The organism is Microcoleus sp. B6-A1, assembly GCF_036705085.1.
Classification (GTDB): Bacteria; Cyanobacteriota; Cyanobacteriia; order Cyanobacteriales; family Microcoleaceae; genus Microcoleus.
On sequence record NZ_JAUBTU010000102.1, the window covers coordinates 1 to 25,153 of the forward strand.

The window sequence follows — 25,153 nt, forward strand, 5'->3', positions numbered from 1 at the left end:
CCGTCCAAAAAGGACGGGCGGGACGCCCATCCCACAATAACAATTAAAATTGTAAGTTATTTAATTCGCGATCCTAATCAAATTGCTGCAAAAATTTTATGTGCCGTTTGCTGGGCTACCTCGGTGAGCCGATTTTACTTGATGCTATTCTGTACAAGCCGGAACATTCTCTAATTGTGCAGAGTTACCAGCCCCGCGAAATGACTTCTGGCCTACTCAATGCTGACGGTTTTGGTATTGGTTGGTATCACCCGCACCTAGATACTGACCCGTTTACCTATAAAAATGTACAGCCAATTTGGAGCGACGTTAACCTTCCGAGTATCAGTCGATTCGTTGAATCTGGATGCGCGATCGGATATGTTCGCAGTGCAACTTCAGGACAAGCTGTAGATTTGAGCAACTGTCAGCCGTTTCAGAACGATCGCCTGCTGTTCGTACACAACGGCTTCGTGAAGAATTTTCGGCAAACTCTTTACAGACCAATTCGCGATCGGCTCAGCGATACCCTGTATCAATCAATTAACGGTACTACAGACTCAGAGCATATCTTCGCCTTGTTTGTCAATGAATTGACCGCCGGAAATCTGACCATACAAGCTGCTTTGCAAAACTCGCTGAAAACTTTGGCAGAGCTAGCAAACGTTCACCAAGTAGAATTTTCAGCTAATATAATTATCAGCGACGGACACCAGCTCGTTGCCTCTCGCTTTGCTTCCCAAAAAACCCCTCCTTCCCTCTATTGGCTGCGAGACGATTTAAATTTCCCGAATTCTGTCATTATTGCTTCTGAACCTTTATTTGCTGGCAATTGGCACGAGTGCCCAGTCCAGAGCATTATCAGTACCGGAGTAGAGCGTGATATCGAAATCTATCCAATCTTGTAGAGAGGCAATTTATCGCGATTTGCAGCAGTGTCGCCGCGGCACTTTCAAGCTATTTGCAGACATCGATTATGATACTTTTTGCCGTCAAGCTCATCCTGATTTCAGTCCAGTTGGCTGGCACTTAGGTCACATTGCTTATACTGAGGATTTGTGGCTGTTGCAGCGATGTGCTGGGTTGGAACCTGTGTTTCCTCAGTATCACCAACTGTTTGCTGCTGATATTTTGCCGAAAAAACAACGGGTTTTTCTGCCGACGTTACCTGAAGTTGAATTATATCTGGACGCGGTGAGAAAAAAGCTGTTAGATTATTTGGAAGTAGCGCCGATCGACGAGCAAGAACGTCTCTGGCGGTTTATTATTCAGCACGAAAGTCAGCACTGCGAAACTGTTGCTTTCGTGTTGCAAATGCACAGGAAGAAGGAAGGAAGGCACGACACGGATTTTGACAGGGATACACGGATTAATTCTCTACAACAGAGAGGAATAAAGCAGCAGAAATGCCCAATGCCCAATGCCCAATTCCCAATTCCCAATTCCCGATACCCAATTACCGATTCGGCGATTGAAATTCCGGGCGGGGAATTTTACATGGGAAGCGATGCTGCTGAGGCTTTGGATAATGAGCGATCGCGCCACCTATGTTATTTAGAAGCATACTCGATCGATCGCTATCCCGTCACTTGTGGTGAATACCGAGATTTCATGGAATCCGGCGGCTATCAAAACCCTGATTGGTGGTCAGCGGACGGCTGGAAATGGCTGCAAGGCGAAGCCGTCTCTCAACCGCTTTACTGGTCAGAAAATCAAGCTTTCAACAACCATCCAGTCTGCGGCGTGAGTTGGTACGAAGCCGAAGCTTACTGCAACTTTATCGGCAAGCGTTTACCATCGGAAGCCGAATGGGAAAAAGCGGCAAGTTGGGATGCCACAAATCAAACATATCGCATCTATCCTTGGGGAGAAGAACCGCCCAACGGCAGCCTGTGCAATCACGGCAATAATATTGCCAATACCTCGCCAGTTGATGCCTTTCCTAAAGGAGCAAGTGCGATCGGCTGCTATGATATGTTGGGCAATGTTTGGGAGTGGACTGCTTCAACCTTTGACGCCTATCCGGGATTTGAAAGTTATCCTTACAGGGGATATTCTCAAGTTTATTTTGATGGAGAACACCGGGTTTTGAAAGGGGGGAGTTGGGCGACTTTTCCGCAGGCACTGCGATCGACCTTTCGGAATTGGTACTATCCGGGCGTGCGGCAAATTATTGCTGGTTTTCGCTGCGCTAAGTAGTTCGCTATTTCATTATAATTATCGAGTGCACGGCTCCGTGCGCTCCTTGGTTCTTAGTGAAGACTAAAGTCCTCAATACACTCGCTCGGACTAAAGTCCTCCCTACTAACTTATAACGGTTCTTTTACGGATACCATATAAAAGGATTGATGGGGAATTAGGGACAAATTTGTTTGCGAAATGCTAAAGCTTTGATCGGGTAAAAATATTAAAATAAAAAACTTTTGTGAAGTTTTTTATAATTTTAGTTGCTAATTTTTAAGTTTTATTTAAGTTTTAATTGTGGATGCGATCGCCATCGGGTGAGACAATACAGAACGGAGAGTAACCTGAAAAATCTGACGTGAGCGCGATATTTGGCAAAGCGACTGCGTGATATACCCATGTGTGCATCTAAAAATTACTTTATGAAATCCCCAAGACTGTCCGACACGACAAACTCAGCCTCAACGAAGGAAAACCGACTGCATTTAGAGCGGCTGGTGAGCGCTGCGGCACTGACACCCGCAGAAATCAATGCTGGCAGCGATGCAGTTAGCGGGTTGACTCAAACCCCCAAATCCCTGCCTCCAAAGTATTTCTACGACGATCGCGGCTCGAAGCTGTTTGAGTTGATTTGCCAGTTGCCGGAATACTACCTGACACGCACTGAGACGGCAATTTTGCAGGGGTGCGCGGGGGCGATCGCCAATTTAACGGGCCCTTGCCAAATCGTCGAACTCGGCAGCGGCAGTTCCACCAAAACTCGGATTCTCCTTGATGCTTACAGTCAACTGGAATATCCCCTGCATTATTTGCCGATCGACATCAGTCCTACTATCTTAGAAAGCAGCGCTTGTCAACTGTTGGCCGATTATCCGTCGCTCCAGATTCACGGACTTGTCAGCACTTACGAATTAGCCTTAGCTAAAATTGCACCGTCGCCGTTGCCAACCCGAATGATTTGTTTTCTCGGCAGTACCCTGGGCAATCTCAACGCTCAAGAATGCGATTTATTCTTCTCGCAAATTGTCGGTGCACTGCAGCCGGGAGAGTATTTTTTGCTGGGTATTGACTTGGACAAATCTAAGGATATTTTAGAGCCTGCATACGATGACAGTCAAGGAGTAACGGCAGCATTCAACTTGAATATGCTGCGACATTTAAATCGAAAATATGAGGGAAATTTTGATTTAGCACAGTTCGAGCATTGGGCTTTTTACAATCAAGAGGAATGTCAAATTGAAATGCACTTGAAAAGTAAAAAAGCGCAAACAGTGCACTTGCGTTCTCTCAATTTAACGGTTGAATTTGCAGCGGGAGAAACTATCCGCAGCGAAATATCGCGCAAGTTTAATCTCAATACGGTAAAAAAAGAACTTTCGCAGCGGGGTTTAATGCCAGTGCAGGTTTGGACAGATCCAAATCAGTGGTTTGGCTTGATGCTTTGTCAGATGTCAGTTGACAGTTGACCGTTGACCGTTGGCAGTTGGCAGTTGGCAGTTGGCAATTGCCAATTGCCAATTGTTATTTGTTATTTGTTTTGAATATCTCCCAATAATCAGTAACTACTGACTACTGACCAAGGATCTGGGTGCAAGCCTCGCCCTTATAGGGCGACTTTAATTAAGACTTGTGAATAATCGAGTTAGCCCTTAGTCACGACACTATAATTAGGGCAGGAGGATAGAAAAAATGTTTAACTTAACTTACGAGTTCAAATTGAAACCAACCGCAGCACAAGTAGCCTTCTTTGAAGATTGGCTGGAACAGTGTCGCTGCGTCTATAACTACGCGCTAGCAGAGCGCAAGCATTGGTTTCAGTCTCGCAGTTGCCAAGTTAACGCTTGTTCTATCCGTTCTGAGTTCATCATTCGGGCAGAAACAAAGCGCCCAACTTATGCCAGTCAGTGCAAAAGCTTAACCGCAGCTAGGGCAAACATACCTGCTTTGTGTGCCGTCGCCGTACACGTTCTACAGCAAACCTTGAGAAGGCTTGAAAAAGCGTTCGTGAGTATGTGGGAGCAAAAGCACGGTTTCCCTCGTTTCAAAAAAGCGGGAGCAATGCGATCTTTTGTTTTTCCGCAACTGGGTGTCAATCCTGTCAACAACGGGGTACTAAAACTCCCTAAGATTGGGTTCGTTAAATTTCATCAATCGCGTCCTATCCCTGATGGCGCAAATATTAAGCAAGCGAGAATAGTTCGCAAGGCAAGTGGTTGGTACGTGATGCTAACCCTGCAATGGGATGTTTCCGTACCGTCAGTTATGCCACACGGTGAAGCGTTAGGCGTTGATGTTGGATTAACTAACTTCATAGCAACTTCCAATGGTCTTTTAGTTAAACGCCAAAAGTTTTTTGCTGATGCAGAGTGCAAGCTTAAATTGCTGCAAAAACGTGTCAGTAGGAAAAAGTTAGGCTCAAATAATTGGAAAAAAGCCCAGAAGAAAGTTGCCAAATTGCATGAGTACGTCGCTAACTGTAGAAAAGATTGGCACTGGAAATTGTCTCACCAACTCTGCAAAGACGTGGGGATGGTTTTTGTCGAGGACTTGAACCTGGTTGGTTTGTCTAAAGCTATGCTAGGAAAACATTGCTTGGATGCAAGCTGGGGACAGTTTTTTGCGATTTTAGAGCAAACCTGTTTTAAATACGGTGTGTATTTTCAAAAGGTAGATGCTCGTAAAACCAGCCAAATTTGTCCTAGTTGTGGTTTGGAGACAGGCAAGAAAGAACTGTCAGAGCGTATTCATTCATGTTCCAATTGTGGCTATACAACAGACCGAGATGTTGCAGCCGCACAAGTAGTTCTTATTCGAGGACTTGCAGCCGTAGGGCATACGGTCAAGATGCTTTCTGAGGGTAAATTCGTCGGAATCCCTGCGAAGAAAGAATCCTCGTACCTGATAGTCGAGGAGTGTCAATAATTAACAAATCGGCCGCTGTCCGGGTTTGACGGCGTGAATGTACTCACTGCCCGAGGTCGGCCATCCCCGCTTATAATAAGCTTCCTCCGGCTTCCCCCAGCCCAACTGCAACAAAATTTCTAGAAAATCCAACTTTTCCCACTTCGAGAGACTGGCCCATTCTGTGCGCTGGGCTATAGCCTCTACATCAACCGGCTCGATAGATCGAAAATCCTTCCCGCTGTTAATGCTTAAATACAAATCCATCCCGGCAGTTACCTGCTGCCAGAATTCCAACATAGCAATCTTAGCTGCCTTCAGCGTAATCAAATCAATCGGTAGAGCTATTAATTCGTCATCCACTGCCGGATAGCGTAGAGTATTGCCTTTAACCGCGATTTCCCGCCAGACAATCCCAGAAACTTGATGTTCCCGCTGGTATTCGTGCACGGCAGCCTTAAAATTTTGATAAGCAGTGAACTTCTGAACTCCCTCAGATTTGAGAAAGCGGTCAATCACGGGGTTGCCTGTAGCAGGAGTTTCAGTCAAATTGAGACGCCGCCCATGCAAGCAGGCTTGGCGCTCTTCTTCGAGGATTTTAATGAGTTCCGCCGTGCTGTAGACCTTGGACATCTTTATTGAGGCAAAATCAAGATATTGGCTGATATTCGGCTGGTTTTCTCTACTAATCTTCGGTAAAGATAGTTTTGCTGTTTTGGGCAATATTCAGTTTTGCCGTTATTCTAACTTTTCTTGCTGCTTAATTGTAGTTTGATAGTTTACAGGAGTCGAGCCGGGAAATCCCGACAGCCTCTTAAAAAAAGCAGTTGAGAGGGTATCGAATCACGAACTAGAGTGGGAACTGCACTGCAGACGTACCTCGCGGGATTTGGCGCCAAAAACAAAGCCCCCTCGAAGGAGGGGGCAAAACTGATGCGAGAGGTTTGGGAGTTTTATTTGATAGGTCGATCGAACAACCCGAAAAAAAAGCAGCATTCGCACCTGCCGTCAACTACCAAAACTCAAATTTTCAGTGTCAAAGTTTAGTAGCGTCCGCGTGAAGAGCGATCTTTGTCGCCCCAGCCGCCGCCACCCGGGCGTTTGTTGTCTTCGCGAGGTTTGGCTTTGTTGACTTTCAAGTCACGGCCCATCCACTCAGCACCGTCTAAAGCTGCGATGGCTGCTGCTTCTTCTGCCTCGCTTGCCATTTCCACAAAAGCAAAACCCCGCATCCTGCCTGTTTCCCGGTCCATTGGCACTTGGACGCGGCTTACAGTACCGTACTCGGCAAATACTTCGTTGAGGTCGTCTGATGTTACCTCATATGAAAGATTACCCACGTAAATCGACATAAAATCTCCAGAATCATTAGGGTGCAGAGACTTAGATTCGGAGAGACGCTTGTAAATAAACACCAACAAACTACGCAACCGAATTTAATTCTTGGAAAACCACTATAACATGAAGCCAGCAGAATCAGCAATTGGCTGTCATAGATTTTCAATTTTCGGTGCCGTCGGGCAATCGCCAACAGAAACTATTCGTGATAACTGACATCTTACACTCTTGGCGTCCTCCGCTTGGTTTCTTGCTGCGCGATCGACCTGGTATCTGAAATTTTTCGTCGCTGTTACCAGGTTGATTGGGTCTGATTGAGAACAGTGCCTGAGATTCAGTTATAACTTACATCTTGCACCATTCTCAAAAACGGGCTCTCCGGCCCGTTCCACAAAAGATAAATTTTCTTGTGGAACAGGCCGAAAAGCCTGTTCCTAAAAGGCTAATTGAGAATGGTGCAAGATCTCAGTTATAACTGACATCAGCCACTGTTATCCCTGGGCAAGCCTCCTGCCCGTTCCACCAGAGATAAATGTTTTTAGCCCAGGATTAATCTTCCGAGTCAATTTCCCCTCTTCCATCTCCCGTCTCTCATCGCATCCGATTTAGCGCCCGATAATGGCGGCTCCCCAATAATTATCAAAAGAGTTATTAGTCATATCTACGCGCATTTTCTACATATATAGCAATCCTAAATAATTATGCAAATAATTTAGGATTGCTATAGTTTATTGCATCAGTCAGTAATAAAATCATAATTTTTGATATAAAATTCCCATTCTATGCGTTTTTTAAGGCTTTCTGTAATTTCTCTATTTGCTCTTTCTCTGAGTTGATTCTATGCAGGCATTTTTACACTAATTACATGAAGTTGGTTTTCGGTTATACCGTCTTTAAACGCCTAAAAGCTTATGTCCTGGGAAAGATGCGATCGCACTCCTACCTCCCTAGCATTGTAAAAGTTGAAAGCCCACAGTGGACAAAGATTGTCGGGTACACAGAGAAGCAAGCCTAAACAAACGAGCGTGAACCAGTTACAGAGGATTTTAGATGGTTATAAACAGTTCGTTGACCCGGCCCTTGGCTGTCGTGACAGGTGCCTCTAACGGTATCGGTTACGAACTCGCCAAACAGTTCGCTCAAAACGGATTCGATCTCCTAGTCACCGCCACCGGAGCGAGCATTAAAGAAGCGGCTCAAGCCTTTGAGGGGCTCGGTGCCCAAGTCGAGACAGTGCAGGCAGACCTCGCTACCTACGACGGTGTTGAGACGCTCTACAACCAGATAAAAGCGACTAATCGGCCAGTGGATGCGATCGCAATTAATGCCGGTGTCGGCGTCGGTGGCGACTTTGCCCGCGAGACAGACTTGAAGGACGAACTAAATCTGATTAACCTCAACGTCGTGTCATCCGTACATCTCGCTAAACGGGTAGTCAAGGATATGGTCGATCGAGGCCAGGGACGGATTCTATTCACTTCCTCCATTGCCGCCCTAATGCCGGGGCCATTCGAGGCAGTCTATGCAGCATCCAAAGCCTTTATCCACTCGTTTTCCGAAGGACTCCGCAATGAGTTAAAAGATACAGGTGTAACTGTCACCTCGCTCATGCCCGGCCCAACCGATACTAACTTCTTCCATCGGGCGGGAATGGACGACACCAAGGCGGGCGCCGACAAGAAAGATGATCCAGCCGAGGTTGCCAAGCAGGGATTTGAAGCCTTGATGGCCGGTAAGGACAACATCATTGCAGGTTCACTCAAGACAAAGATTCTCGCCAGCGCCAGCAAAGTTTTGCCTGATACCGTCAATGCCGAACTGCACAGTAAACTTACTGAACCGGGCTCTGCTAACCAATAATTTCCGCCCGTTTTACTATTCTTAAGTGCAGATTTAAAGAAAGTAAATATCGCAGATAATGGCAAAATTGCAGCCGATAAAAGCGTGTTTACTTCTCCCAGTAGTGGCGATTTAGCGAAGTTTTCTCAGGCGTTCATCGATGGCATTATGCAGCATCGGCATTGGATGCGAACTGAGGAATAAATGGTTCCCGCCTAAGTAATTTAGTACAGGACATTTATGCGAATTCATCATCTCAATTGTGGCTGTATGTGTCCCATTGGAGGGGCGCTTTTCGATGGCTTTAGTCGCGGTTTGACGGCTAACCTCGTCTGCCACTGTCTGCTTGTTGAAACGAATCAGGGACTTGTTCTGATTGATACCGGCTTCGGATTGCGGGATATCCAGTCCCCTTACTCCCGGCTCAGCCAGTTTTTCGTTTATTTTAATAACATCCAGTTCGATCGCAAGTACACGGCCATCCATCAAATTGAACAGCTCGGATTTTCACCAAGCGATGTGCGCCATATTGTGCTCACCCACCTCGATTTCGATCATGCCGGTGGTCTAGAGGATTTCCCTGAAGCCACGGTACATGTCATGCAGGCTGAAATAGATGCCGCACACGATCGGCACGGTTTCATCACAAAAAGGCGCTATCGTCCGGGGCAGTGGGATGAAGTCAAACGCTGGAAATACTATTCGGCGGGTGGCGAACCTTGGTTTGGTTTTGAAGCTGTCCGCGACCTCGACGGGTTGCCGCCGGAGATTTTGCTAATCCCGTTGGTGGGGCACACGCGCGGTCATGCTGGCATTGCCATTGATACACCCGATGGGTGGCTTCTGCACGCAGGCGATGCCTATTTCTACCGACACGAGATGGATGCCGCTAACCGACGCTGCACGCCCGGTCTGCGCGCCTACCAATGGATGATGGAGGTCGATCGCAAGGCTAGGTTGCTCAATCAAGGTCGGCTGCACGAATTATCGGTGCAGCATAGTAAAGATGTGCGCGTGTTTTGCAGTCACGATGCTATTGAGTTAAAAGCCTTCACTGGCGGGTCTAGGAGTTCTTAAAACTAGAAATTTCATCCTTAGTTCGGAATTGCTTTTGCCTGATCGCGAATTGACAAATAACCTAAATTCAGCCAAAATTCTCCTCGATCGATCGTTACCCGGTAAACCTCCGCTATCCACTGCAACCATAAGCATTGATGCAGTCAACGGCGTCAGTACCGGCATCTCGGTCGAAGACCGCGCCCGCACCATCCAAGTAGCCATTCACCCGGACACCAAACCTCAAGACTTGCGCCGTCTCGGTCACATTTTTCCCCTGCGGGCGATCGGACTCATCACCATGTGCCAGTTGCGTAATACCAATTTTTTATGAGGTTGCATAGAATCCGATCCCCCCTAGCCCCCCTTAATAAGGGGGGGACAAGATTCTTCTCAAAGTCAACCCCTACTCCCCTACAACCAGGGGGATTTAGGGGGATCGAGATATGTGCAAGTTCACATTAAATTGGTATAAGTCCTGTGTAACTTTTTATGTTGAAAAAGGATTGAGATTAGGATTAGGCTAATCTTTTCCAGGAATAACAAGTTTTTGACTTACAACCGCAGATAAACACAAATGGTCGCAGATGGATATAGGCTTTGGGAGCATTCTTAAAAAATTATCTAAATCAAACCACACTCTTTTTCACCACCACTTCCACCTTTTCCGTCGTCCATTCCTCACTAGAATCAATCACAACCGTAATCTTTCGCTGAGGGTTATCTTCATCCACAACCGCCGCCAATAATTGTTCCAACGCATTGGTCGGTTTTTTATCCCCAAATCCTTTCCGAGATTGGTCTAACGGTGGCAATTCCAAAAACTGAAAATTCGTACCATCCACCGTCGCAAATACTTTAATAATATTTGCCGCTTCCTCATAATTTTGTGGTAATGATAGTTTGAGTTCTCTTCTTATATTTTGTCCGGGTTCTACCACCTCATAAGGGACACCTTCGGGATAGAATTTTGAAATACTAAAATCCGCATCAAGGTTCAAGGCAGTAATATTTAAAGTTCGATTAGATTCATTGCGAATGATTAAGTCAACACCTTTTTCCTTTTCTTCCAATACAGGAACTTTACCATCAGCATTCAAAACTACAGGTTGCCGTTTGACTGATTTAACCACTTCAACCTTAAGTTGACCATTTAAGCGAGCAAAAGCATCCTCGTTATCCAAATCTAAAATACTCTCATATCTGGCAATATGGATTAATCGATTAATTAGCTTTGTAGTGGCTTCTGGCTCATCGACTTTAATCGGAAAAAGAGAATTTTTGATTAGCTCCTTATTCGCATCTAAAATTACATATTCTCCTTTTGAAGTAAGAGAAACAAAATAATCTATATTTTCATTTTTGTCTTCCTCTGAACAAAATTCTATCCAGCGATGACCTGACACTTTTGTTTGCTTGAGGATATCTGGAATAAATGCTACATTTACACGCGAAAATTGCGGTAGCGGGTCAGGCAAAATAACCTGCACTTTGCGAATTTGTTTCAACCCTGGGGTTAAATAGACAGCAGGTGAACCTATTTCAATCATTCCTTCCGCTACTTTATTATTCCCTCTGTAACCAGGTATCTCTGTTACTTCTGCCCAACAATCCGACGCTCCCAATTCTACTACTTTAACCTTTGCAATAAGGTTGTCCCTGTCTTGAAAATCCATCGTTCTGAATTTAAAAATCTCGAATTCTGCTCCTTCTTTAATACTGCTAGCTTCACCGATTTGCAATTTAACTTGGTTTTTGGGAATATCTACTTGCATCACTGGCACAGTGCGAACAGTGCGAGTTACGGGTACACTACGCATAGGGGATGCGCCAGAGGTGAAGGAGACAGATTGACCACCAAAAAAAGTGCGATCGGTCTCTCCCATCAACATGGGTGTTTGTCCTACAAATTCATTGTGAACTTGATTAGAAATTTTAGCGGACAGAGCCTCTACAGAAATTTCTGTCCCGTATTGCCGCAAAGCTTTTAATAAAAAATAAGTCAAAGCGCCGTTGCGTTCCGTCCCTTCAAAAACCTTTTCATAAGCAAATTCATGATCCCGGCAAGCAGCGATTAAGGTATAACCTTTGGGTTCGGGTAACAAACCATTCACAACGGTAATATTGCGGCTATTTTCTGTTGCAGTTTGCCAATTTTGGGCTAATTCCTGAAGCGGGGCGACTAAACTATCCGTAGGTCGAGGAGTCGTGTCAATAAACCCTTCCCCGCGAATCCGGTCATCTCCGCTCATTTCTCTCGTTGCACCACCGGAATGACAGCTATCGAGTACGAGGGTGACAACCAACTCTTTTTCCACCATTTCTTCCAGCAATTTAGCAAATTCTATATCGCGCAAATAGCGGGAATTTGGTTGACCAATATCTGTCGGAACTAAGGCTTCATCTAAACCCCCAAAACCCTTGAGGCTTTCAAAAATAGTTTTCGCCCGTCCCCCGTGGCCAGAGTAGTGAATATAGACTTGATCTTGCGGTTGGGCTTTGGCTGTTATTTCTTTGAATTTAGCAACAATATTTTCATAAGTGGGTAAAAGTTCCGGGGGTTCTTGGGGTTGGTTGGGATTGTCGGAAGCTGTAGCGGTGAGTTTAATGATTTGGTCGGAGGTGAGATTGAAGGTGTCTTTTAAATAAGTTTCGACGTGGTTAATATCTTGAACACATCCCCGCAAGTTTTTGTAGTAGTTTCCTTCTGGTAAGCGATGGGGGAAGTAGAAATTGACACCGATGAGGAGGGCGTAGAAGTTGGGGGTTTGGTTAGTCATGGTTGATGGTGGGTAAGGGGTTTTAGAAAGGTTTGATTTTTATATGAGGTTGAGGTGGGAGTTTTTATGCAGTTTTTGAGATTAACTTGTTATTCTAAACCAACTTTCTGGCAAAAGCCTATTGATTTGTGGGAATACCATCACACAGGTGTCGGTCACTATCACTGACATTAGGATTGTTCTGTAAATAAGGACGCACCCAATTACAACCGCCCTTGCGTAAATCATCCAAATCCAAATTCCACAAAATTATTGTTTTATCTTTGCCAGCAGAAGCTAAAAGCTTGCCATTGGGGCTAAAGCTTACAGTTTTGACTTCCTCCTGATGACCAGTTAGGGTGTTAAGCAGTTTACCTGTAGCCACATCCCACAATTTGATAGTCTTATCTTCACCAGCAGAAACTAAAGTTTTCCCATCCGGGCTGAAATTTGCGCTCCAAATGAAACGTGTATGCCCAAAAAAGGTGTCCAATACTTCACCTGTTGTGGTATCCCACAGCTTGATATTGGAAACATCACCAGAAACTAGCTGTCGCCCATTGGGACTAAAATTTACGCTTGCGACTGAACCATTACCCGATAATTTATTAAATAATTTACCTGTAGAAATATCCCAGAGATTGATCTCAGAACTCCAACTACCAGAAGCTAGCAGTCGCCCATTGGGGCTAAAACTTACACTTCTTATTCCCCGCATATACTGCCCTTTAAAAGTGTTAAGAATTTTACCTGTACTGACATCCCAAAGTTCAACGTTTTTGTCAGAATTGCCAGAAGCTAGTTGTTGACCATTGGGACTAAAACTTACACTCAAGACTCCTCCACCATGCCCCCTGAAGGTGTTAATTACTTTCCCAGTTTTAACATTCCAGAGTTTTATGGTTTTATCTTTACTACCAGAAGCTAGCTTTTGCCCATCAGGACTGAAACTTATGCTTGTAATCTCTTTATTATGACCAGTGAAGGTATTAAGTAATTTACTTGTGGCAACCTCCCAGAGTTTGATGGTTTTATCTTCACTAGCAGAAACTAGCTGTCGCCCATCAGGACTAAAACTTATGCTTGTAATCTCTTTATTATGACCAGTGATGATATTAAGGCGTTTATTTTTGCCCACATCCCACAATCTAATGGTCATATCGCCACCAGCAGAAGCTAAAGTCTTGCTATCAGAGGTGAAATTAAGTTCTGTGGGTAAGGTACTATGCCCTATAAAGGTTTGCACTGGTTTGCCTGTAGAGACATCCCAAAGTTTGATGCTATTGTTCTCACCATTAGAAGCTAAAGTTTTGCCATCAGGAGTGAAACTAAGTTTTATTGCAATTCCACTGCTAGGCCATGTGCGTATGTTGACTGGTTTGCTTTTGGTGACATCCCAGAGTTTGATAGTTTCGTCTTGACTTGCAGAGGCTAGAGTCTTACCATCGGGACTAAAATTAATTGCTCTGACAGATTTTTTATGTTCAGCAATGGTATTGATTAGTTTGCCGGTGGTAACATCCCAGAGTTTAATGGTTTTGTCTTGACTAGCAGAAGCTAGCTGTCGCCCACCTGGTTTGAAACGTAGATCCGAAATAACATCATTATGTCCAATGAGTGTGTGAAGTAATTTACCTGTATTTACATCACAGAGTTTGATTGAATTGCTTTCATTGTCAACAGCTAAAGTTTTGCCATCGGGGCTGAAACTTGCAGCCCATATTCTTTTTCCACAGCTAATGTTTTTTTTGATAAATTTACCTGTAGCAATATCCCAAAATCTGACTCTACCATCATAATCAATAGAAACTAAAGTCTTACTATCGGGACTGAAACTTAGGCTTACTCCCCTCAAATTAGGTTCAGTAATTGTGTTGAGTAGTTTCCCTGTAGCAACATCCCAAAACTTGATGGTCTGGTCGTGACTCGCAGAAACTAGCAGTCGCCCATCAGGACTGGTAATTAGGCTGCTAACCCTTTCCTTATGCCCATCTAGGCGGTTGTATTCTCTAACACTAGAAATAGCCTGCTGTAAGGAACTTGCAATTTTAATTCGGGTATTAGCGTCTACCCAAACCCTTCGTTTTAGAAGTTTCTCTGCTTTTAAGCTAGCTATTAGCGCATCAAAAGGTTGATTTTTAGATGTTAAGAAAAGGTCTGAAGATTGAGTAAGAGTCTCAATCTGAGCTATTGCTGATTGCTGCCATTGCCACCAACTCAAACCTGCTAAACTAGAAGCAACTATAAAGCCACCAGTAAGACCCAAAACAGCGAGTCGCTGTCCACGTTCCCGTTCCTGTCTCTCTGTATCCCGTTCTTTAACGCTAAGCTGAATAAAATCTCCTTCCTCCTGCGTCATTTCATCTGAGCGTTTACGCAACCAATCTTCTGCCACAGTCAACGACGCACCACGCAACAACCCTCCAGAGTCATGGTTGTTATTTTTCCACTCCCGTAATGCCACCTTCAACCGTTCTTGCCAAGTGCGAAACTGACGGTTAGCATTCATCCACTCGCGCAAAGTTCCCCATTCTCGAATTAATGCTTCATGTACGACTTCTACTGTATCTTCCGGTTCCTGCCGTCCCGTCACTACCAAACGCGCTTGATATCCCGCCAAATAACTGACCAAATTCCAATTATCTTCCCCCACTTCCGCACGGGTAGCAACGCGCCTAGTATCTTCCGTTCCTTCCCCCGGACGCACTAATTGCACAAAAATTCGCTGCGCCTGCTTTTTCTCTGTTTCATTCAGTTTTTGATAAACCTGTTCTGCATGATTAGCAATTGCTTTTTTCACCCCGCCAATTTCTTCATAAGCTTGGTGAGTTAACTCTCGGTTGATTTGCTTTTCCCACAAACGAGTTAGAGCAAATTCTAATAAGGGCAAATTCCCAGGTTCTTGCCCCACATCATCAAGAATGCGTTGGGTTAATTGCGGTTCTAATTGGACTGCCAATTTTTGAGCAGGTAATTCAATTGCTGCCTGTAATTCCTCTCGCTTCATGGAACTGAGTAATTGCGGTGTATACTCTTGCAAGGCATCGCGAAACGGACGATAGGAAAGCACATAACCGTAAAAGTCAGCGCGTAACGTCAAAACTAATGTAATATTTTTTTGAGCAATCGCCGTTAGCAACTCATTAGCAAAACGTTCCTGTTCTTCCTTTACTTGACAAAGGGTGTACAGTTCCTCAAATTGGTCTGCAACTAACAACAATCGTTTACCAGGGTTACGCTCTAAAATGCGAGATACAACTTGTGGTAAAGTGATTCTCCCATTTTGTAAGTCGTCGGCTAATCCTACCGCTTCCCGCAATTTTTGAGTTTCACCCGCTTCTGGTTCTAATTGCCGCACTAAGGCAGAAGCCAAAGGCAAAAACGGTTCTTTTCCGGGACGAAATGATTCAATTAACCAAATTCCTTCTTTTCGCAATTTGGGAATTAAGCCGGCATACACCACAGAAGATTTACCACTTCCACTTGGCCCAACGACAGCTACTAAGGGTTGTGTCTGAGTGACTTCTACTAACTTATTTACAAATTTTTCTTGCCCGAAAAAGAAGTCTGCATCTTCTTCTTTAAATGCAGACAATCCTTGGTAAGGGTTAGGCGGAATCACATCTTCAAAAGCAATTATACCGTCATCAAGCGGAGCATCTCTTAAGTTATTTTTCTTAAAAACCGGAGTTTCATGCTCTAGGAAACTCATCATCTGCGATCGCCCTAAATCGTAGGCTTCTTCAATTTCATATCCTGCGGCAATCCCATCATAAAATGCCACCGCAAAGGCGACGGCTGCTTTATCACCCACGGCTCTATTCATGCCAACTACATAATTAACGTATTGGCTAATTGCATCAGCTTGTACTTCCGAATAACAAGCATTGAGAATTACGCACTCTACCCCTTTTTTGGCAAATAATTTAAACATACTGGCGAGGGCATTTGTCTGCACTAGCGCCATTTTTCCAGTATCATCTTCTAGGACAATTCCATCTTCTCCCGCACCATGTCCGCAAAAGTGAACAATATTCGGTTGATAATCTAAGATAGCCCGGTAAAAGTCACGGGAACGCACCGCCCATTTTTGTTCTAATTTATACAGTTCTCGTTTGTTTGCCCGTCGCAATCCTTCGTCAATTTCCCTGATTTCTTGATCCAATCGCAACGGAGCCGTATTTTTGGGATTAGCTGCCAGAATCAGAATTGTTTTGACGCGGGCGTGGTTACTCATAAGACACAGGAATGATAGGATAATTTTTCAACAAGCTAGACGGCTCTCCTGAGTTTTAGGTGATAATAAAAATAAAACTTCCCGTGGTACAGCCCGGAAAGCCTGCGTGAGCGAGACTACCGTTTCCACCACAAATCCAGAATAGCTCTTTATCCAAATTAAATGTATACTTATCAGGATTTTTTACCTACCAGAGAAACTTTTCATTGCGGGGTGAAAAGAACTTGCTGCCCGCAACTCCCGCGCCGTAATTCCAGACAACTTCTTGAATCAGATAAAAAGGCACTTTGTCCCAAAGCAGATAGGAAATCGGAATTGCTTTTGCCCGATCGCGAATTGACAAATAACCTAAATTCAGCCAAAACGCTCCTCGATCGAGTGTTAACCGGTAAACCTCCGCTATCCACTGCTCGCACCAGTTTAAATACTCATCTAACACCAAGGATTTTTCGTACTCTTTGCCGATGTTATAAGGCGGGCTGGTAACGGTTATACCAATTTTTTATGAGGCTGCATAGAATCAGATCCCCCCTAGCCCCCCTTAATAAGGGGGGGACAAGATTCCGCTCAAATTCCCCCAATAACCAGGGGGAGTAGGGGGTATGCGAGGGGGATCGAGATATGTGCAACTTCACATTAAAGTGGTATTAAATCTACAAATTGATCGGGTAGCAACTTCAATGCTTCCAAACAATCCAGGTTGTAAATTAGGAAATTATGAGCTTGGAAGTACGGTTTACCTAAAATATTCGCGATCTCAGTCAAGCTCATGAAATATTGGGGAGAAATTTTGTTGACAAGATGCAATAATTATAGTAAGTGAGCTCAGAAATATTGTCAAACTCATCTCGATCGCGGAATGCCCCTGTCGGAAACAAAAGGTTACAATCACAAATAGATTCTATTTCCATAACATTACTGTTTATAGATTGAACTCCTCAGTGCCAAATAACAACACCTCAACTCAATCCTTTCAATTTGACTCAATTGACAGCGCCCTCGCAGACCTCAAAGCAGGTCGCCCCCTGGTAGTAGTCGATGACGAAAATCGCGAAAACGAAGGCGATGTGATTTGTGCCGCCCAATTCGCCACCCCCGACAACATCAATTTCATGGCCGTGAACGCGCGGGGTTTGATTTGTCTGGCCTTGAGTGGCGAAAGGCTCGATCGCCTGGAACTGCCCCTGATGGTCAGCAAAAACACCGACAACAACCAAACCGCCTTCACCGTCAGCATCGATGCAGTCAACGGCGTCAGTACCGGCATCTCCGCCGAAGACCGGGCACGCACCATCCAAGTAGCCATCCACCCGGACACCAAACCTCAAGACTTGCGCCGTCCCGGTCACATTTTTCCCCTGCGGGCGATCGACGGTGGCGTCCTCAAACGCGCCGGCCACACCGAGGCCTCGGTTGACCTCGCCAGACTCGCAGGGCTGTATCCCAGCGGCGTGATCTGCGAAATTCAAAACCCCGATGGTTCGATGGCGAGGTTGCCCGAATTAATCGAGTACGCCAAACTCCACAACCTCAAAATAATCAGTATTGCCGACTTAATTAGCTACCGACTCAAGCACGATCGATTTGTCCGCCGCGAAACCGTCGCCAAATTGCCCACTCAATTCGGCGATTTTATGATTTACGCCTACCGCGACACCCAAGATAATTCAGAACACGTTGCTATTGTCAAGGGCGACCCGGCAGAATTTAAAGACAAACCCGTGATGGTGCGGGTGCATTCCGAATGCCTGACGGGCGATGCTTTGGGTTCCCTGCGCTGCGACTGCCGGATGCAACTGCAAGCGGCACTGAAAATGATCGAAAATGTCGGTTCTGGCGTCATCGTTTACTTGCGCCAAGAAGGTCGGGGTATTGGATTGGTAAATAAACTAAAAGCTTACTCGCTGCAAGATTTGGGATTGGATACGGTAGAAGCCAACGAACGGTTGGGATTTCCCGCCGACTTGCGGAACTACGGCGTCGGAGCACAAATGCTCAACGATTTGGGAGTTAAAAAAATTCGGTTGATTACCAACAACCCGCGCAAAATTGCGGGTTTGAAAGGTTACGGGATTGAAGTAGCCGATCGCGTCCCCTTACTGATTGAAGCCACAGATTACAACTCGATCTATCTGGCAACAAAAGCCGAAAAACTCGGTCATATGTTACTGCAAACTTATTTAGTAACAGTGGCGATTCAGTGGAACGAAACGAAGGAAGAAGCTAGAAGCCAGAAAGCAGAAGGAAAAGAGGAAGATTCTGCCATTCAAAATCGGTACGAACACCTCGAAAAACTGCGGCATTTGGCGGCTAGCCAGCACTTGCTGCTGCAAGAAGAAGCGCGGCCGGTGGGAATAGCCCTTTTCGGAGAAGGCTCCCTCATCGTTCACCTAGGCTTCGATCAAGCCGGACTCGCAGCCCCCGATTGGTACAAAGATCCAAACCATCCTTACGTCAGGGCGATCGGTCAAATTCTCGGCCAAATAAGCACTGAGCCGAATTTGCAAACATTAGAGTTCATGGTTTCCTCCGGTGGAGATCCGCTCAAAACCCTGCAAGTCCAGCTCGATCGCGAGACATTCCTGTTGTCGGAATTAGTCGAAATTTGCGATCGGCTCGAACCTCAAAAAATCTACAGTTTTGCTCCTCTTGCCTGAAGGCAGAAGGTAGAAGCCAACCCCCCTACCCCAGCAGGGGGGAAGGCAGAAGCCAAGAAAAACTGTGAATTTCAGAATAATACTTGTTGATACCAGCATCTTCCTTTCGTCAGAAAGCACCTACCAATAAAAACAGTGAATAACAATGTTGATTGCAGTCTAACAAGTCGATGTAGCGAACACTTGAGAGAGAATCGTCGCTGCACATTTATATTATTAAGCAGTATTAATACTCATTAAATTATTCACTAGGACTTTTAGTTAATGTTAATTTTTTTAGACATTGATGGTGTACTTATTCCTGACAGAAGAAATGGCTCGAGTTTGCAAACAGATATAATGAAATTTAATTCAGTTTGCCTTAATCACTTTGAAAATGTCCTTCGTTCCTATCTATCATGCGCGAGTAGTAATTTCATCATCCTGGCGTGAAATATTCCCCTTCGAGGTAATCCCGCCATTATTTTCACCAGATATCGCTCTCCGTATTATCGGATTCACCCCTTTTCTCAACCCCAAAAATATTCATCAACACAAATATTTACGACACCAGGAAGTTCTTGAGTATCTTCGACAAAATCAAGCAGAAAACTCACCTTGGGTAGCCATTGACGATATTCCAGAACACTATCCGCCAGATGCGCCAGTTGTGGCTATTGATGATTACAATGGTTTTGACCAGAACTCAGCCAAGGTACTTTCAGAATATCTAACTTGATTTCAAAGGTTAGGAAAAAAGTATCGGAATAGAGAGGGTGAATTTGACATGGAAATGAACGTTGGTGACTTTCTGCACCGACTCGACCTCAGAGGACAAGCACTTAAAGGCACCAACCTTGGCGGTGCGGAACTCCGGGGAGCCAACCTCCGAGGCACGGATCTCCGAGAAACCAACCTCAGCGGCGCTATGCTCAGGTATGCAGACCTGATTGAAGCCGACCTCAGCGGTGCTAATCTCAGCGGGGCGGATTTAGCTGAATCATTTCTTAATTTAGCTAACCTCACTAGAGCCGATTTGACTGGTGCTGTCCTCCGAGAAGCTACTCTGGTAGGAGCCGAACTCACCGGCGCAAACCTTAAACAAGCAAGTTTGATCAAAGCTAATTTAGTAGGAGCAAATCTCCACGAAGCCAACTTAACCAGAGCCAACCTTAGCGGGGCGGATTTACGCGGTTCTCAGTTGAGCGGCGCCATTTTAGACAAGGCCGTATACAACAACCGGACTATCTTTCCCGAAGATATTGATCCGGGTGCAATGGGAGCATTTTTGCTAGCTCCCAATGCTTCGCTCCCTGGCTTAAATCTGGCTATGGTAGATTTGACCGAAGCCGATTTAAAAGGAGCCGATTTGCGGCGGACAAACTTATACAAAGCTATTTTATTTGGTGCCAAACTCGATCGGGCAAACTTAGCAGGAGCCAACCTCAGCGCAGCGGACTTGAGGGAAGCTAGTTTGAGCGGCACGATTTTGGAGAAAGCTGTTTACAGCAACAAAACATTGTTTTCAGAAGGTATCGACCCCAGTCTGGGCGGAGCTTATTTAATTGCTCCCAATGTATCGCTGCAAGGGGTAAATTTAACCGGAGCCGACTTAAACGGGTCAGATTTAAGCGGAGCTAATTTGAGCGCTTCTAACTTAACTTCGGTCAATCTCAAAAATGTAGACCTCAGCAGAGCTAGCTTAAAAAAAGCTTACCTCAAAGGTGCAAACTTGGAGGGAACTGATTTAAGAGGAGCCGATTTAAGCGGCGCAATTTTACACCAAGTAAACTTGAGTTCTGCTGACCTCCGGGGTGTAGACTTAACAAGGGCTGACCTCAGCGGCGCTAATTTAAGGGATGCCGATTTGAGGGAGACAGATTTCACGGGAGCTACTTTGCTGTTCGCTAACTTGAGCGGGGCCGACTTGAGAGGTGTAGACTTGACAAAAGCTAACCTCAGCGGCGCTAAGTTAAACGAAGCTGATCTCCGAAAAGCAGATTTGATGAGAGTAAATTTGGAGGGAGCAGATTTAACTGAGGCCGATTTGAGCGATGCTCATTTATTCCGAGTTAATCTCAGAGGTGCTAACCTGAAAGGTACTAACCTCAAAGGCGCAAGTTTAAAAGGGGTATTTTTGACCGACGCTTATTTGAGCGAAACGGATTTGACCGATCTAGAGCTGAGTCCGAGTTTTTTTGAATTGCCGCTAGAATCGGAATGGTAATTAGTCATTTGGCAGTTGGCAGTTGGCAGTTGACAGTTGACAGCGGCCAGTTGACATTTGACAGGAAAGCAGTCATTTATCTGAACAATCTAAAATCTAAAATCTATCTGAACAATCTAAAATCTAAAATCTAAAATCTAAAATGGATCGACCGTTAGGCTCTGTTATTCAAGGTTCCCTGAGCAAGGGATTAGAAGTGCGACTGCACGCCGATGTTTCGGTGGAAGATATGAGGGTGGGGAAATTTCTAGTAGTGCGGGGGGTGCGATCGCACTTTTTCTGTATGCTCACCGACGTGTCTCTCGGAACTTCTAGCGCCCGCATTTTATCGAATCCTCCCAATCCCGACGACGATTTTCTGCTCGCAGTGCTAGCCGGTAGCAGCACCTACGGTACGATCGAACTGTCGCCGATGTTGATGTTGACTGCTGAGAGAGAAAAACAGCAGGCAATTTTCGATCCGAGGAAAAACGGCCCAGTTCGCGAGAACAAGTTGGCGTTAGGAAATTTGGCTTCTTTTGAGTCACAAACGGGCGCGGATATTGAGTTGCTGCCGGTCAAAACTATTCCCAGCCACTTTTCCCAGGTGTTTGATGCCAAAGAAAGTGATTTTCGGGCAGTTTTTGGCTGGGAAGATGACCCCTATCGCCGCAATTTTGCGATCGGCAAACCGATTGACATGGACGTTGCTGTGTGCTTGGATTTAGACCGATTTGTGGAACGCAGCAACGGCGTTTTTGGCAAGTCGGGAACGGGAAAATCTTTCCTGACGCGCTTGCTTCTATCGGGAATTATTCGCAAGCAAGCTGCTGTTAATCTAATTTTTGATATGCACTCCGAGTACGGGTGGGAAGCAGTTTCGGAAGGGAAACAGTTCAGCACTGTTAAAGGTTTGCGGCAGTTGTTTCCCGATAAAATGCAGATTTATACCCTCGATCCAGAATCGACAAAACGCCGGGGAGTCCGCGACGCTCAAGAGTTATTTTTAAGTTTCGATCAAATTGAAGTGGAAGACATCGCACTGGTGCAGCGCGAGTTAAATTTGTCGGAAGCTAGTATCGAAAATGCGATTATTTTGCGAAATGAGTTGGGAAGCGGTTGGATCAACAAGTTGCTGGAAATGACCAACGAAGATATTCAAATGTTTTGCGAAGAGAAACGGGGAAATAAGTCTTCGATTATGGCTTTGCAGCGGAAATTAGAGCGACTGAATGATTTGAAATACATTCGGAAACGCTGTCCGAAAAATTATGTAACTGAAGTTTTGCAGTGTTTGGATGGCGGCAAAAATGTGGTAATTGAGTTCGGTTCTCACTCGGATTTGCTGTCGTATATGTTGGCGGCAAACGTGATTACTCGCCGCATTCACCAAGCTTACGTGCGGAAAGCGGAGAAGTTTTTGCAGAGCAAAAATCCGTGCGATCGCCCGCAGCCATTAGTGATTACCATTGAAGAAGCTCACCGCTTTCTCGATCCGGCGATCGTGCGATCGACTATTTTCGGTACAATTGCCAGAGAAATGCGAAAATACTTCGTAACCCTGCTGATTGTAGACCAGCGTCCTTCCGGCATCGATGCCGAAGTCATGTCGCAAGTCGGAACGCGGATCACAGCTTTGCTAAACGATGATAAAGACATCGATGCTATTTTCACCGGCGTTTCAGGAGGACAAAGTTTGCGTTCAGTTTTGGCAAAACTCGACTCCAAACAGCAAGCATTAGTTTTGGGGCACGCCGTACCGATGCCCGTAGTCGTGCAAACTCGCCCCTATGACGAGCAATTCTACAGAGAAATTGGGGATATTGACTGGCAAGAAATGCCCGATGAACAAGTATTTGCCGAGGCAGAATCTGCCAAAATGGATCTGGGGTTCTAGATTGAAAACTACTAGATTCATTACAGAACTTAGGCAAAGGTTACTGTAAATTAGTCTTGCTGAACAATTGGCGATCGCTGGCAATGACAGAAATAGCGGATTTTTGCCTCAGTTATAAACGAAAAAGTGCGATCGAGCCTCAAAAAAATTAGCCCCCAGCTTTCAGTCAGAAGCTTTCCCCCTTCACCCCCTCACCCCTCATCCCTAACTGCCCAAAATTTGCATAAGCTTAAACATGATGGAGATGATGGAGCCTCGCAGCACAATGAAAGTCAAACAGGGCAACAGCCAGCCTTTATACGCCTTGTCGTTACTCGTAGCAGAATTGGATTAGCATATTTAAATAAAAATGTCAATAAATATTTTAAACAGTTACTGGCATCTAATACGGCGATCGGGTTCGGTTATCTCGCATCCCACCATCTAGGCAGCGAGAAAATTTCAAGCGATGATGGAACAGAGAGCAAAACAAAGCCCTCGAATTGCATGAGTCTGTTTGCATGAGTATTTTGAAGTTGAGTGGCAGTTAAAACTAACAGGGAATTCAAAACCTTAAGGAAAAATGTAGAATCTTGACCTTAAGACAGAGGTTTTTACTCTTTACGATCCTCAAAATTGGGAATAATATTGAGAAAACTAAACTCTTGCTTCACTTCGCCTTGAACTAGCCGTTAAAGCTAGCGAGCTACCGAAAATCGACGGGGATTACTGGAAATCAAGCACAAAAGTAATCCCAAACAAAAAGCTTCTACCGATCGTCACCGATAAACAAGAGGGGAAACATCCCCTTTGTCGCAGTCTTTATCCCACTTGCAAAAGTGGGACAGGGTATCACCAACTTTTTATCTGTTGTTACAAGGAGTGCAATACTCACCCATGTCCACCACAACCCCCAAAAACAAAACAGTGAAAGCCGATCGCATGGGCAGCCGGCCATACTCCTCAACGGATACGGTTCGTGCCTATCTGCACGAGATCGGTCGCGTACCCCTGCTAACCCGAGAAGAAGAAATTGTTTTCGGGAAGCAAGTGCAGCAAATGATGAAATTAATCGAAGCAAAACAAGCACTTGCTAAAGAATGGCAGCGGGATCTGACAGATCAAGAGTGGGCTGCCGAAATGGAGTTGACCGAACCTGAACTGAACCGCATCTTACACATAGGGCGGCGGGCTAAGCAAAAGATGATTGAAGCGAATTTGCGGCTAGTAGTAGCGATCGCCAAAAAATACCAGAAACGCAATATGGAATTCTTGGATTTAATTCAAGAAGGTACTCTTGGTTTAGAACGAGGAGTCGAAAAATTTGACCCGATGCGGGGATACAAATTTTCTACCTATGCCTACTGGTGGATTCGGCAAGCAATTACCCGCGCGATCGCCCAACACGCCCGCACCATTCGATTGCCAATTCACATCACCGAAAAACTCAACAAAATCAAAAAAGTGCAGCGGGAACTTACCCAGCAGTTGGGCCGGTCTCCCTCCCCTGCCGAAATTGCCGCAGCCTTGGAACTGCACCCTTCCCAAATTCGGGAATACCTGCTGATGGCAAGACATCCAGTTTCTTTGGACTTGCGGGTAGGAGACAACCAAGATACCGAACTGCAAGAACTCTTAGAAGACGAAACGGCATCTCCCGACAACTACATTACCTCGGAATTGCTGCGGCAAGACCTCGATACTTTGATATCAGAACTTACCCCCCAGCAGCGAGATGTAATAATTCTGCGCTTCGGTTTGGAAGACGGCACAGAAATGTCTCTGGCGAAAGTCGGAGAACGGCTAAATCTCAGCCGGGAACGGGTGCGGCAGCTAGAACATCAAGCCCTTGCCCACCTGCGCCGCCGCCAATCTCAAGTCCGAGAATACTTGGCTAGTTAGTCACTAAAAAAGTTGAGATTTCCCAAAATCTCAACTTTTTTTTCGTATTGGCGCTGCTGGGAAGGATACTTTTATACCAGTTAAAAAAAAGAATGGAACTGGAAGCCCGTGATCCAAACCCTTATGGAATAGGTCACGCCAAATTATTCAATTCTTTAATCTAAAATCTAAAATCTAAGGAATGAGAATTAAATAACTTCCATAAGTTTGTGGGATGGGCGTCCCGCCCGTCCTTTTTGG

At 45.2% G+C, this 25,153-nt stretch carries 17 protein-coding genes and 1 pseudogene; 12 read left to right on the forward strand and 6 right to left on the reverse strand.

What is annotated here, in order from left to right; genetic code table 11:
• The first annotated feature begins 98 nt into the window (after window positions 1-98).
• The 4 genes from egtC (at window position 99) to QUB11_RS26560 (ending at window position 5,085) form a co-directional block, all read left to right on the forward strand.
• Entirely contained in the window at window positions 99-887 is a 789-nt protein-coding gene (gene egtC, locus QUB11_RS26545) for an ergothioneine biosynthesis protein EgtC (RefSeq protein ID WP_333206717.1), read from the forward strand.
• On the forward strand, window positions 859-2,178 hold the full coding sequence (locus QUB11_RS26550; RefSeq protein WP_333392080.1) for an ergothioneine biosynthesis protein EgtB: 1,320 nt from the start codon (window positions 859-861) through the stop codon (window positions 2,176-2,178). The genes egtC and QUB11_RS26550 overlap by 29 nt, the downstream gene beginning before the upstream one ends.
• A 407-nt stretch (window positions 2,179-2,585) precedes the next feature.
• Window positions 2,586-3,629: an L-histidine N(alpha)-methyltransferase gene (gene egtD, locus QUB11_RS26555; protein ID WP_333392082.1), complete on the forward strand. Its 1,044-nt coding sequence runs from the start codon at window positions 2,586-2,588 to the stop codon at window positions 3,627-3,629.
• Window positions 3,630-3,852: 223 nt separating this feature from the next.
• Window positions 3,853-5,085, forward strand: a complete 1,233-nt coding sequence (locus QUB11_RS26560; RefSeq protein ID WP_333206714.1) for a transposase — start codon at window positions 3,853-3,855, stop codon at window positions 5,083-5,085.
• On the opposite strand, the gene QUB11_RS26565 is transcribed toward QUB11_RS26560, so the two are convergent.
• Complete coding sequence (locus QUB11_RS26565; protein WP_333206713.1) at window positions 5,086-5,697, reverse strand: hypothetical protein; 612 nt, start codon at window positions 5,695-5,697, stop codon at window positions 5,086-5,088.
• Between the two features lie 410 nt (window positions 5,698-6,107).
• Entirely contained in the window at window positions 6,108-6,416 is a 309-nt protein-coding gene (locus tag QUB11_RS26570) for an RNA-binding protein (RefSeq protein WP_333206712.1), read from the reverse strand.
• A gap of 1,036 nt (window positions 6,417-7,452) precedes the next feature.
• Here QUB11_RS26570 and QUB11_RS26575 point away from each other — a divergent pair.
• On the forward strand, window positions 7,453-8,262 hold the full coding sequence (locus tag QUB11_RS26575) for an SDR family NAD(P)-dependent oxidoreductase (protein ID WP_333206711.1): 810 nt from the start codon (window positions 7,453-7,455) through the stop codon (window positions 8,260-8,262).
• A gap of 111 nt (window positions 8,263-8,373) precedes the next feature.
• Here the strand turns inward: QUB11_RS26575 and QUB11_RS26580 are convergent, their stop codons facing one another.
• Window positions 8,374-8,727: a hypothetical protein gene (locus QUB11_RS26580; protein ID WP_333206720.1), complete on the reverse strand. Its 354-nt coding sequence runs from the start codon at window positions 8,725-8,727 to the stop codon at window positions 8,374-8,376.
• Here QUB11_RS26580 and QUB11_RS26585 point away from each other — a divergent pair.
• Together QUB11_RS26585 and QUB11_RS31370 are read left to right on the forward strand one after the other, a co-directional pair.
• Window positions 8,617-9,318, forward strand: a complete 702-nt coding sequence (locus QUB11_RS26585) for an MBL fold metallo-hydrolase (protein WP_333257635.1) — start codon at window positions 8,617-8,619, stop codon at window positions 9,316-9,318. The genes QUB11_RS26580 and QUB11_RS26585 overlap by 111 nt on opposite strands.
• Before the next feature lie 124 nt (window positions 9,319-9,442).
• A pseudogene (locus QUB11_RS31370) lies at window positions 9,443-9,583 on the forward strand (3,4-dihydroxy-2-butanone-4-phosphate synthase); the annotation flags it as partial.
• 343 nt (window positions 9,584-9,926) lie between these two features.
• Here the strand turns inward: QUB11_RS31370 and QUB11_RS26595 are convergent.
• The 3 genes from QUB11_RS26595 to QUB11_RS26605 all read right to left on the reverse strand — a co-directional run bounded on the left by QUB11_RS26595 (window position 9,927) and on the right by QUB11_RS26605 (window position 16,792).
• Window positions 9,927-12,077 (reverse strand): caspase family protein, encoded by a 2,151-nt coding sequence (locus QUB11_RS26595; protein ID WP_333206709.1) that lies wholly within the window; start codon window positions 12,075-12,077, stop codon window positions 9,927-9,929.
• Between the two features lie 118 nt (window positions 12,078-12,195).
• On the reverse strand, window positions 12,196-16,293 hold the full coding sequence (locus tag QUB11_RS26600; RefSeq protein WP_333206708.1) for a WD40 repeat domain-containing protein: 4,098 nt from the start codon (window positions 16,291-16,293) through the stop codon (window positions 12,196-12,198).
• Window positions 16,294-16,480: 187 nt separating this feature from the next.
• Entirely contained in the window at window positions 16,481-16,792 is a 312-nt protein-coding gene (locus QUB11_RS26605) for a DNA methyltransferase (protein ID WP_333257638.1), read from the reverse strand.
• 442 nt (window positions 16,793-17,234) lie between these two features.
• Between QUB11_RS26605 and ribBA the strand changes: the two genes are divergently transcribed.
• From ribBA to QUB11_RS26630, 5 genes are all read left to right on the forward strand, one after another.
• On the forward strand, window positions 17,235-18,950 hold the full coding sequence (gene ribBA / locus QUB11_RS26610) for a bifunctional 3,4-dihydroxy-2-butanone-4-phosphate synthase/GTP cyclohydrolase II (RefSeq protein WP_333206707.1): 1,716 nt from the start codon (window positions 17,235-17,237) through the stop codon (window positions 18,948-18,950).
• A gap of 376 nt (window positions 18,951-19,326) precedes the next feature.
• Complete coding sequence (locus QUB11_RS26615) at window positions 19,327-19,668, forward strand: HAD domain-containing protein (RefSeq protein ID WP_333206706.1); 342 nt, start codon at window positions 19,327-19,329, stop codon at window positions 19,666-19,668.
• Window positions 19,669-19,716: 48 nt separating this feature from the next.
• Window positions 19,717-21,156, forward strand: coding sequence for a pentapeptide repeat-containing protein (locus QUB11_RS26620; RefSeq protein WP_333206705.1), 1,440 nt, complete (start codon window positions 19,717-19,719; stop codon window positions 21,154-21,156).
• 142 nt (window positions 21,157-21,298) lie between these two features.
• Window positions 21,299-23,032 (forward strand): ATP-binding protein, encoded by a 1,734-nt coding sequence (locus QUB11_RS26625; RefSeq protein WP_333206704.1) that lies wholly within the window; start codon window positions 21,299-21,301, stop codon window positions 23,030-23,032.
• Window positions 23,033-23,908: 876 nt separating this feature from the next.
• Complete coding sequence (locus QUB11_RS26630) at window positions 23,909-24,913, forward strand: RNA polymerase sigma factor, RpoD/SigA family (RefSeq protein ID WP_333206703.1); 1,005 nt, start codon at window positions 23,909-23,911, stop codon at window positions 24,911-24,913.
• The last annotated feature ends 240 nt before the right edge of the window (window positions 24,914-25,153 follow it).

Coding starts and splice junctions, on each gene's coding strand:
- egtC (WP_333206717.1), top strand. CDS start 99: ATGTGCCGTTTGCTGGGCTACCTCGGTGAGCCGATTTTACTTGATGCT.
- egtD (WP_333392082.1), top strand. CDS start 2,586: ATGAAATCCCCAAGACTGTCCGACACGACAAACTCAGCCTCAACGAAG.
- QUB11_RS26560 (WP_333206714.1), top strand. CDS start 3,853: ATGTTTAACTTAACTTACGAGTTCAAATTGAAACCAACCGCAGCACAA.
- QUB11_RS26565 (WP_333206713.1), bottom strand. CDS start 5,697: ATGTCCAAGGTCTACAGCACGGCGGAACTCATTAAAATCCTCGAAGAA.
- QUB11_RS26570 (WP_333206712.1), bottom strand. CDS start 6,416: ATGTCGATTTACGTGGGTAATCTTTCATATGAGGTAACATCAGACGAC.
- QUB11_RS26575 (WP_333206711.1), top strand. CDS start 7,453: ATGGTTATAAACAGTTCGTTGACCCGGCCCTTGGCTGTCGTGACAGGT.
- QUB11_RS26580 (WP_333206720.1), bottom strand. CDS start 8,727: ATGGATGGCCGTGTACTTGCGATCGAACTGGATGTTATTAAAATAAAC.
- QUB11_RS26595 (WP_333206709.1), bottom strand. CDS start 12,077: ATGACTAACCAAACCCCCAACTTCTACGCCCTCCTCATCGGTGTCAAT.
- QUB11_RS26600 (WP_333206708.1), bottom strand. CDS start 16,293: ATGAGTAACCACGCCCGCGTCAAAACAATTCTGATTCTGGCAGCTAAT.
- QUB11_RS26615 (WP_333206706.1), top strand. CDS start 19,327: ATGTCCTTCGTTCCTATCTATCATGCGCGAGTAGTAATTTCATCATCC.
- QUB11_RS26620 (WP_333206705.1), top strand. CDS start 19,717: ATGGAAATGAACGTTGGTGACTTTCTGCACCGACTCGACCTCAGAGGA.
- QUB11_RS26625 (WP_333206704.1), top strand. CDS start 21,299: ATGGATCGACCGTTAGGCTCTGTTATTCAAGGTTCCCTGAGCAAGGGA.
- QUB11_RS26630 (WP_333206703.1), top strand. CDS start 23,909: ATGTCCACCACAACCCCCAAAAACAAAACAGTGAAAGCCGATCGCATG.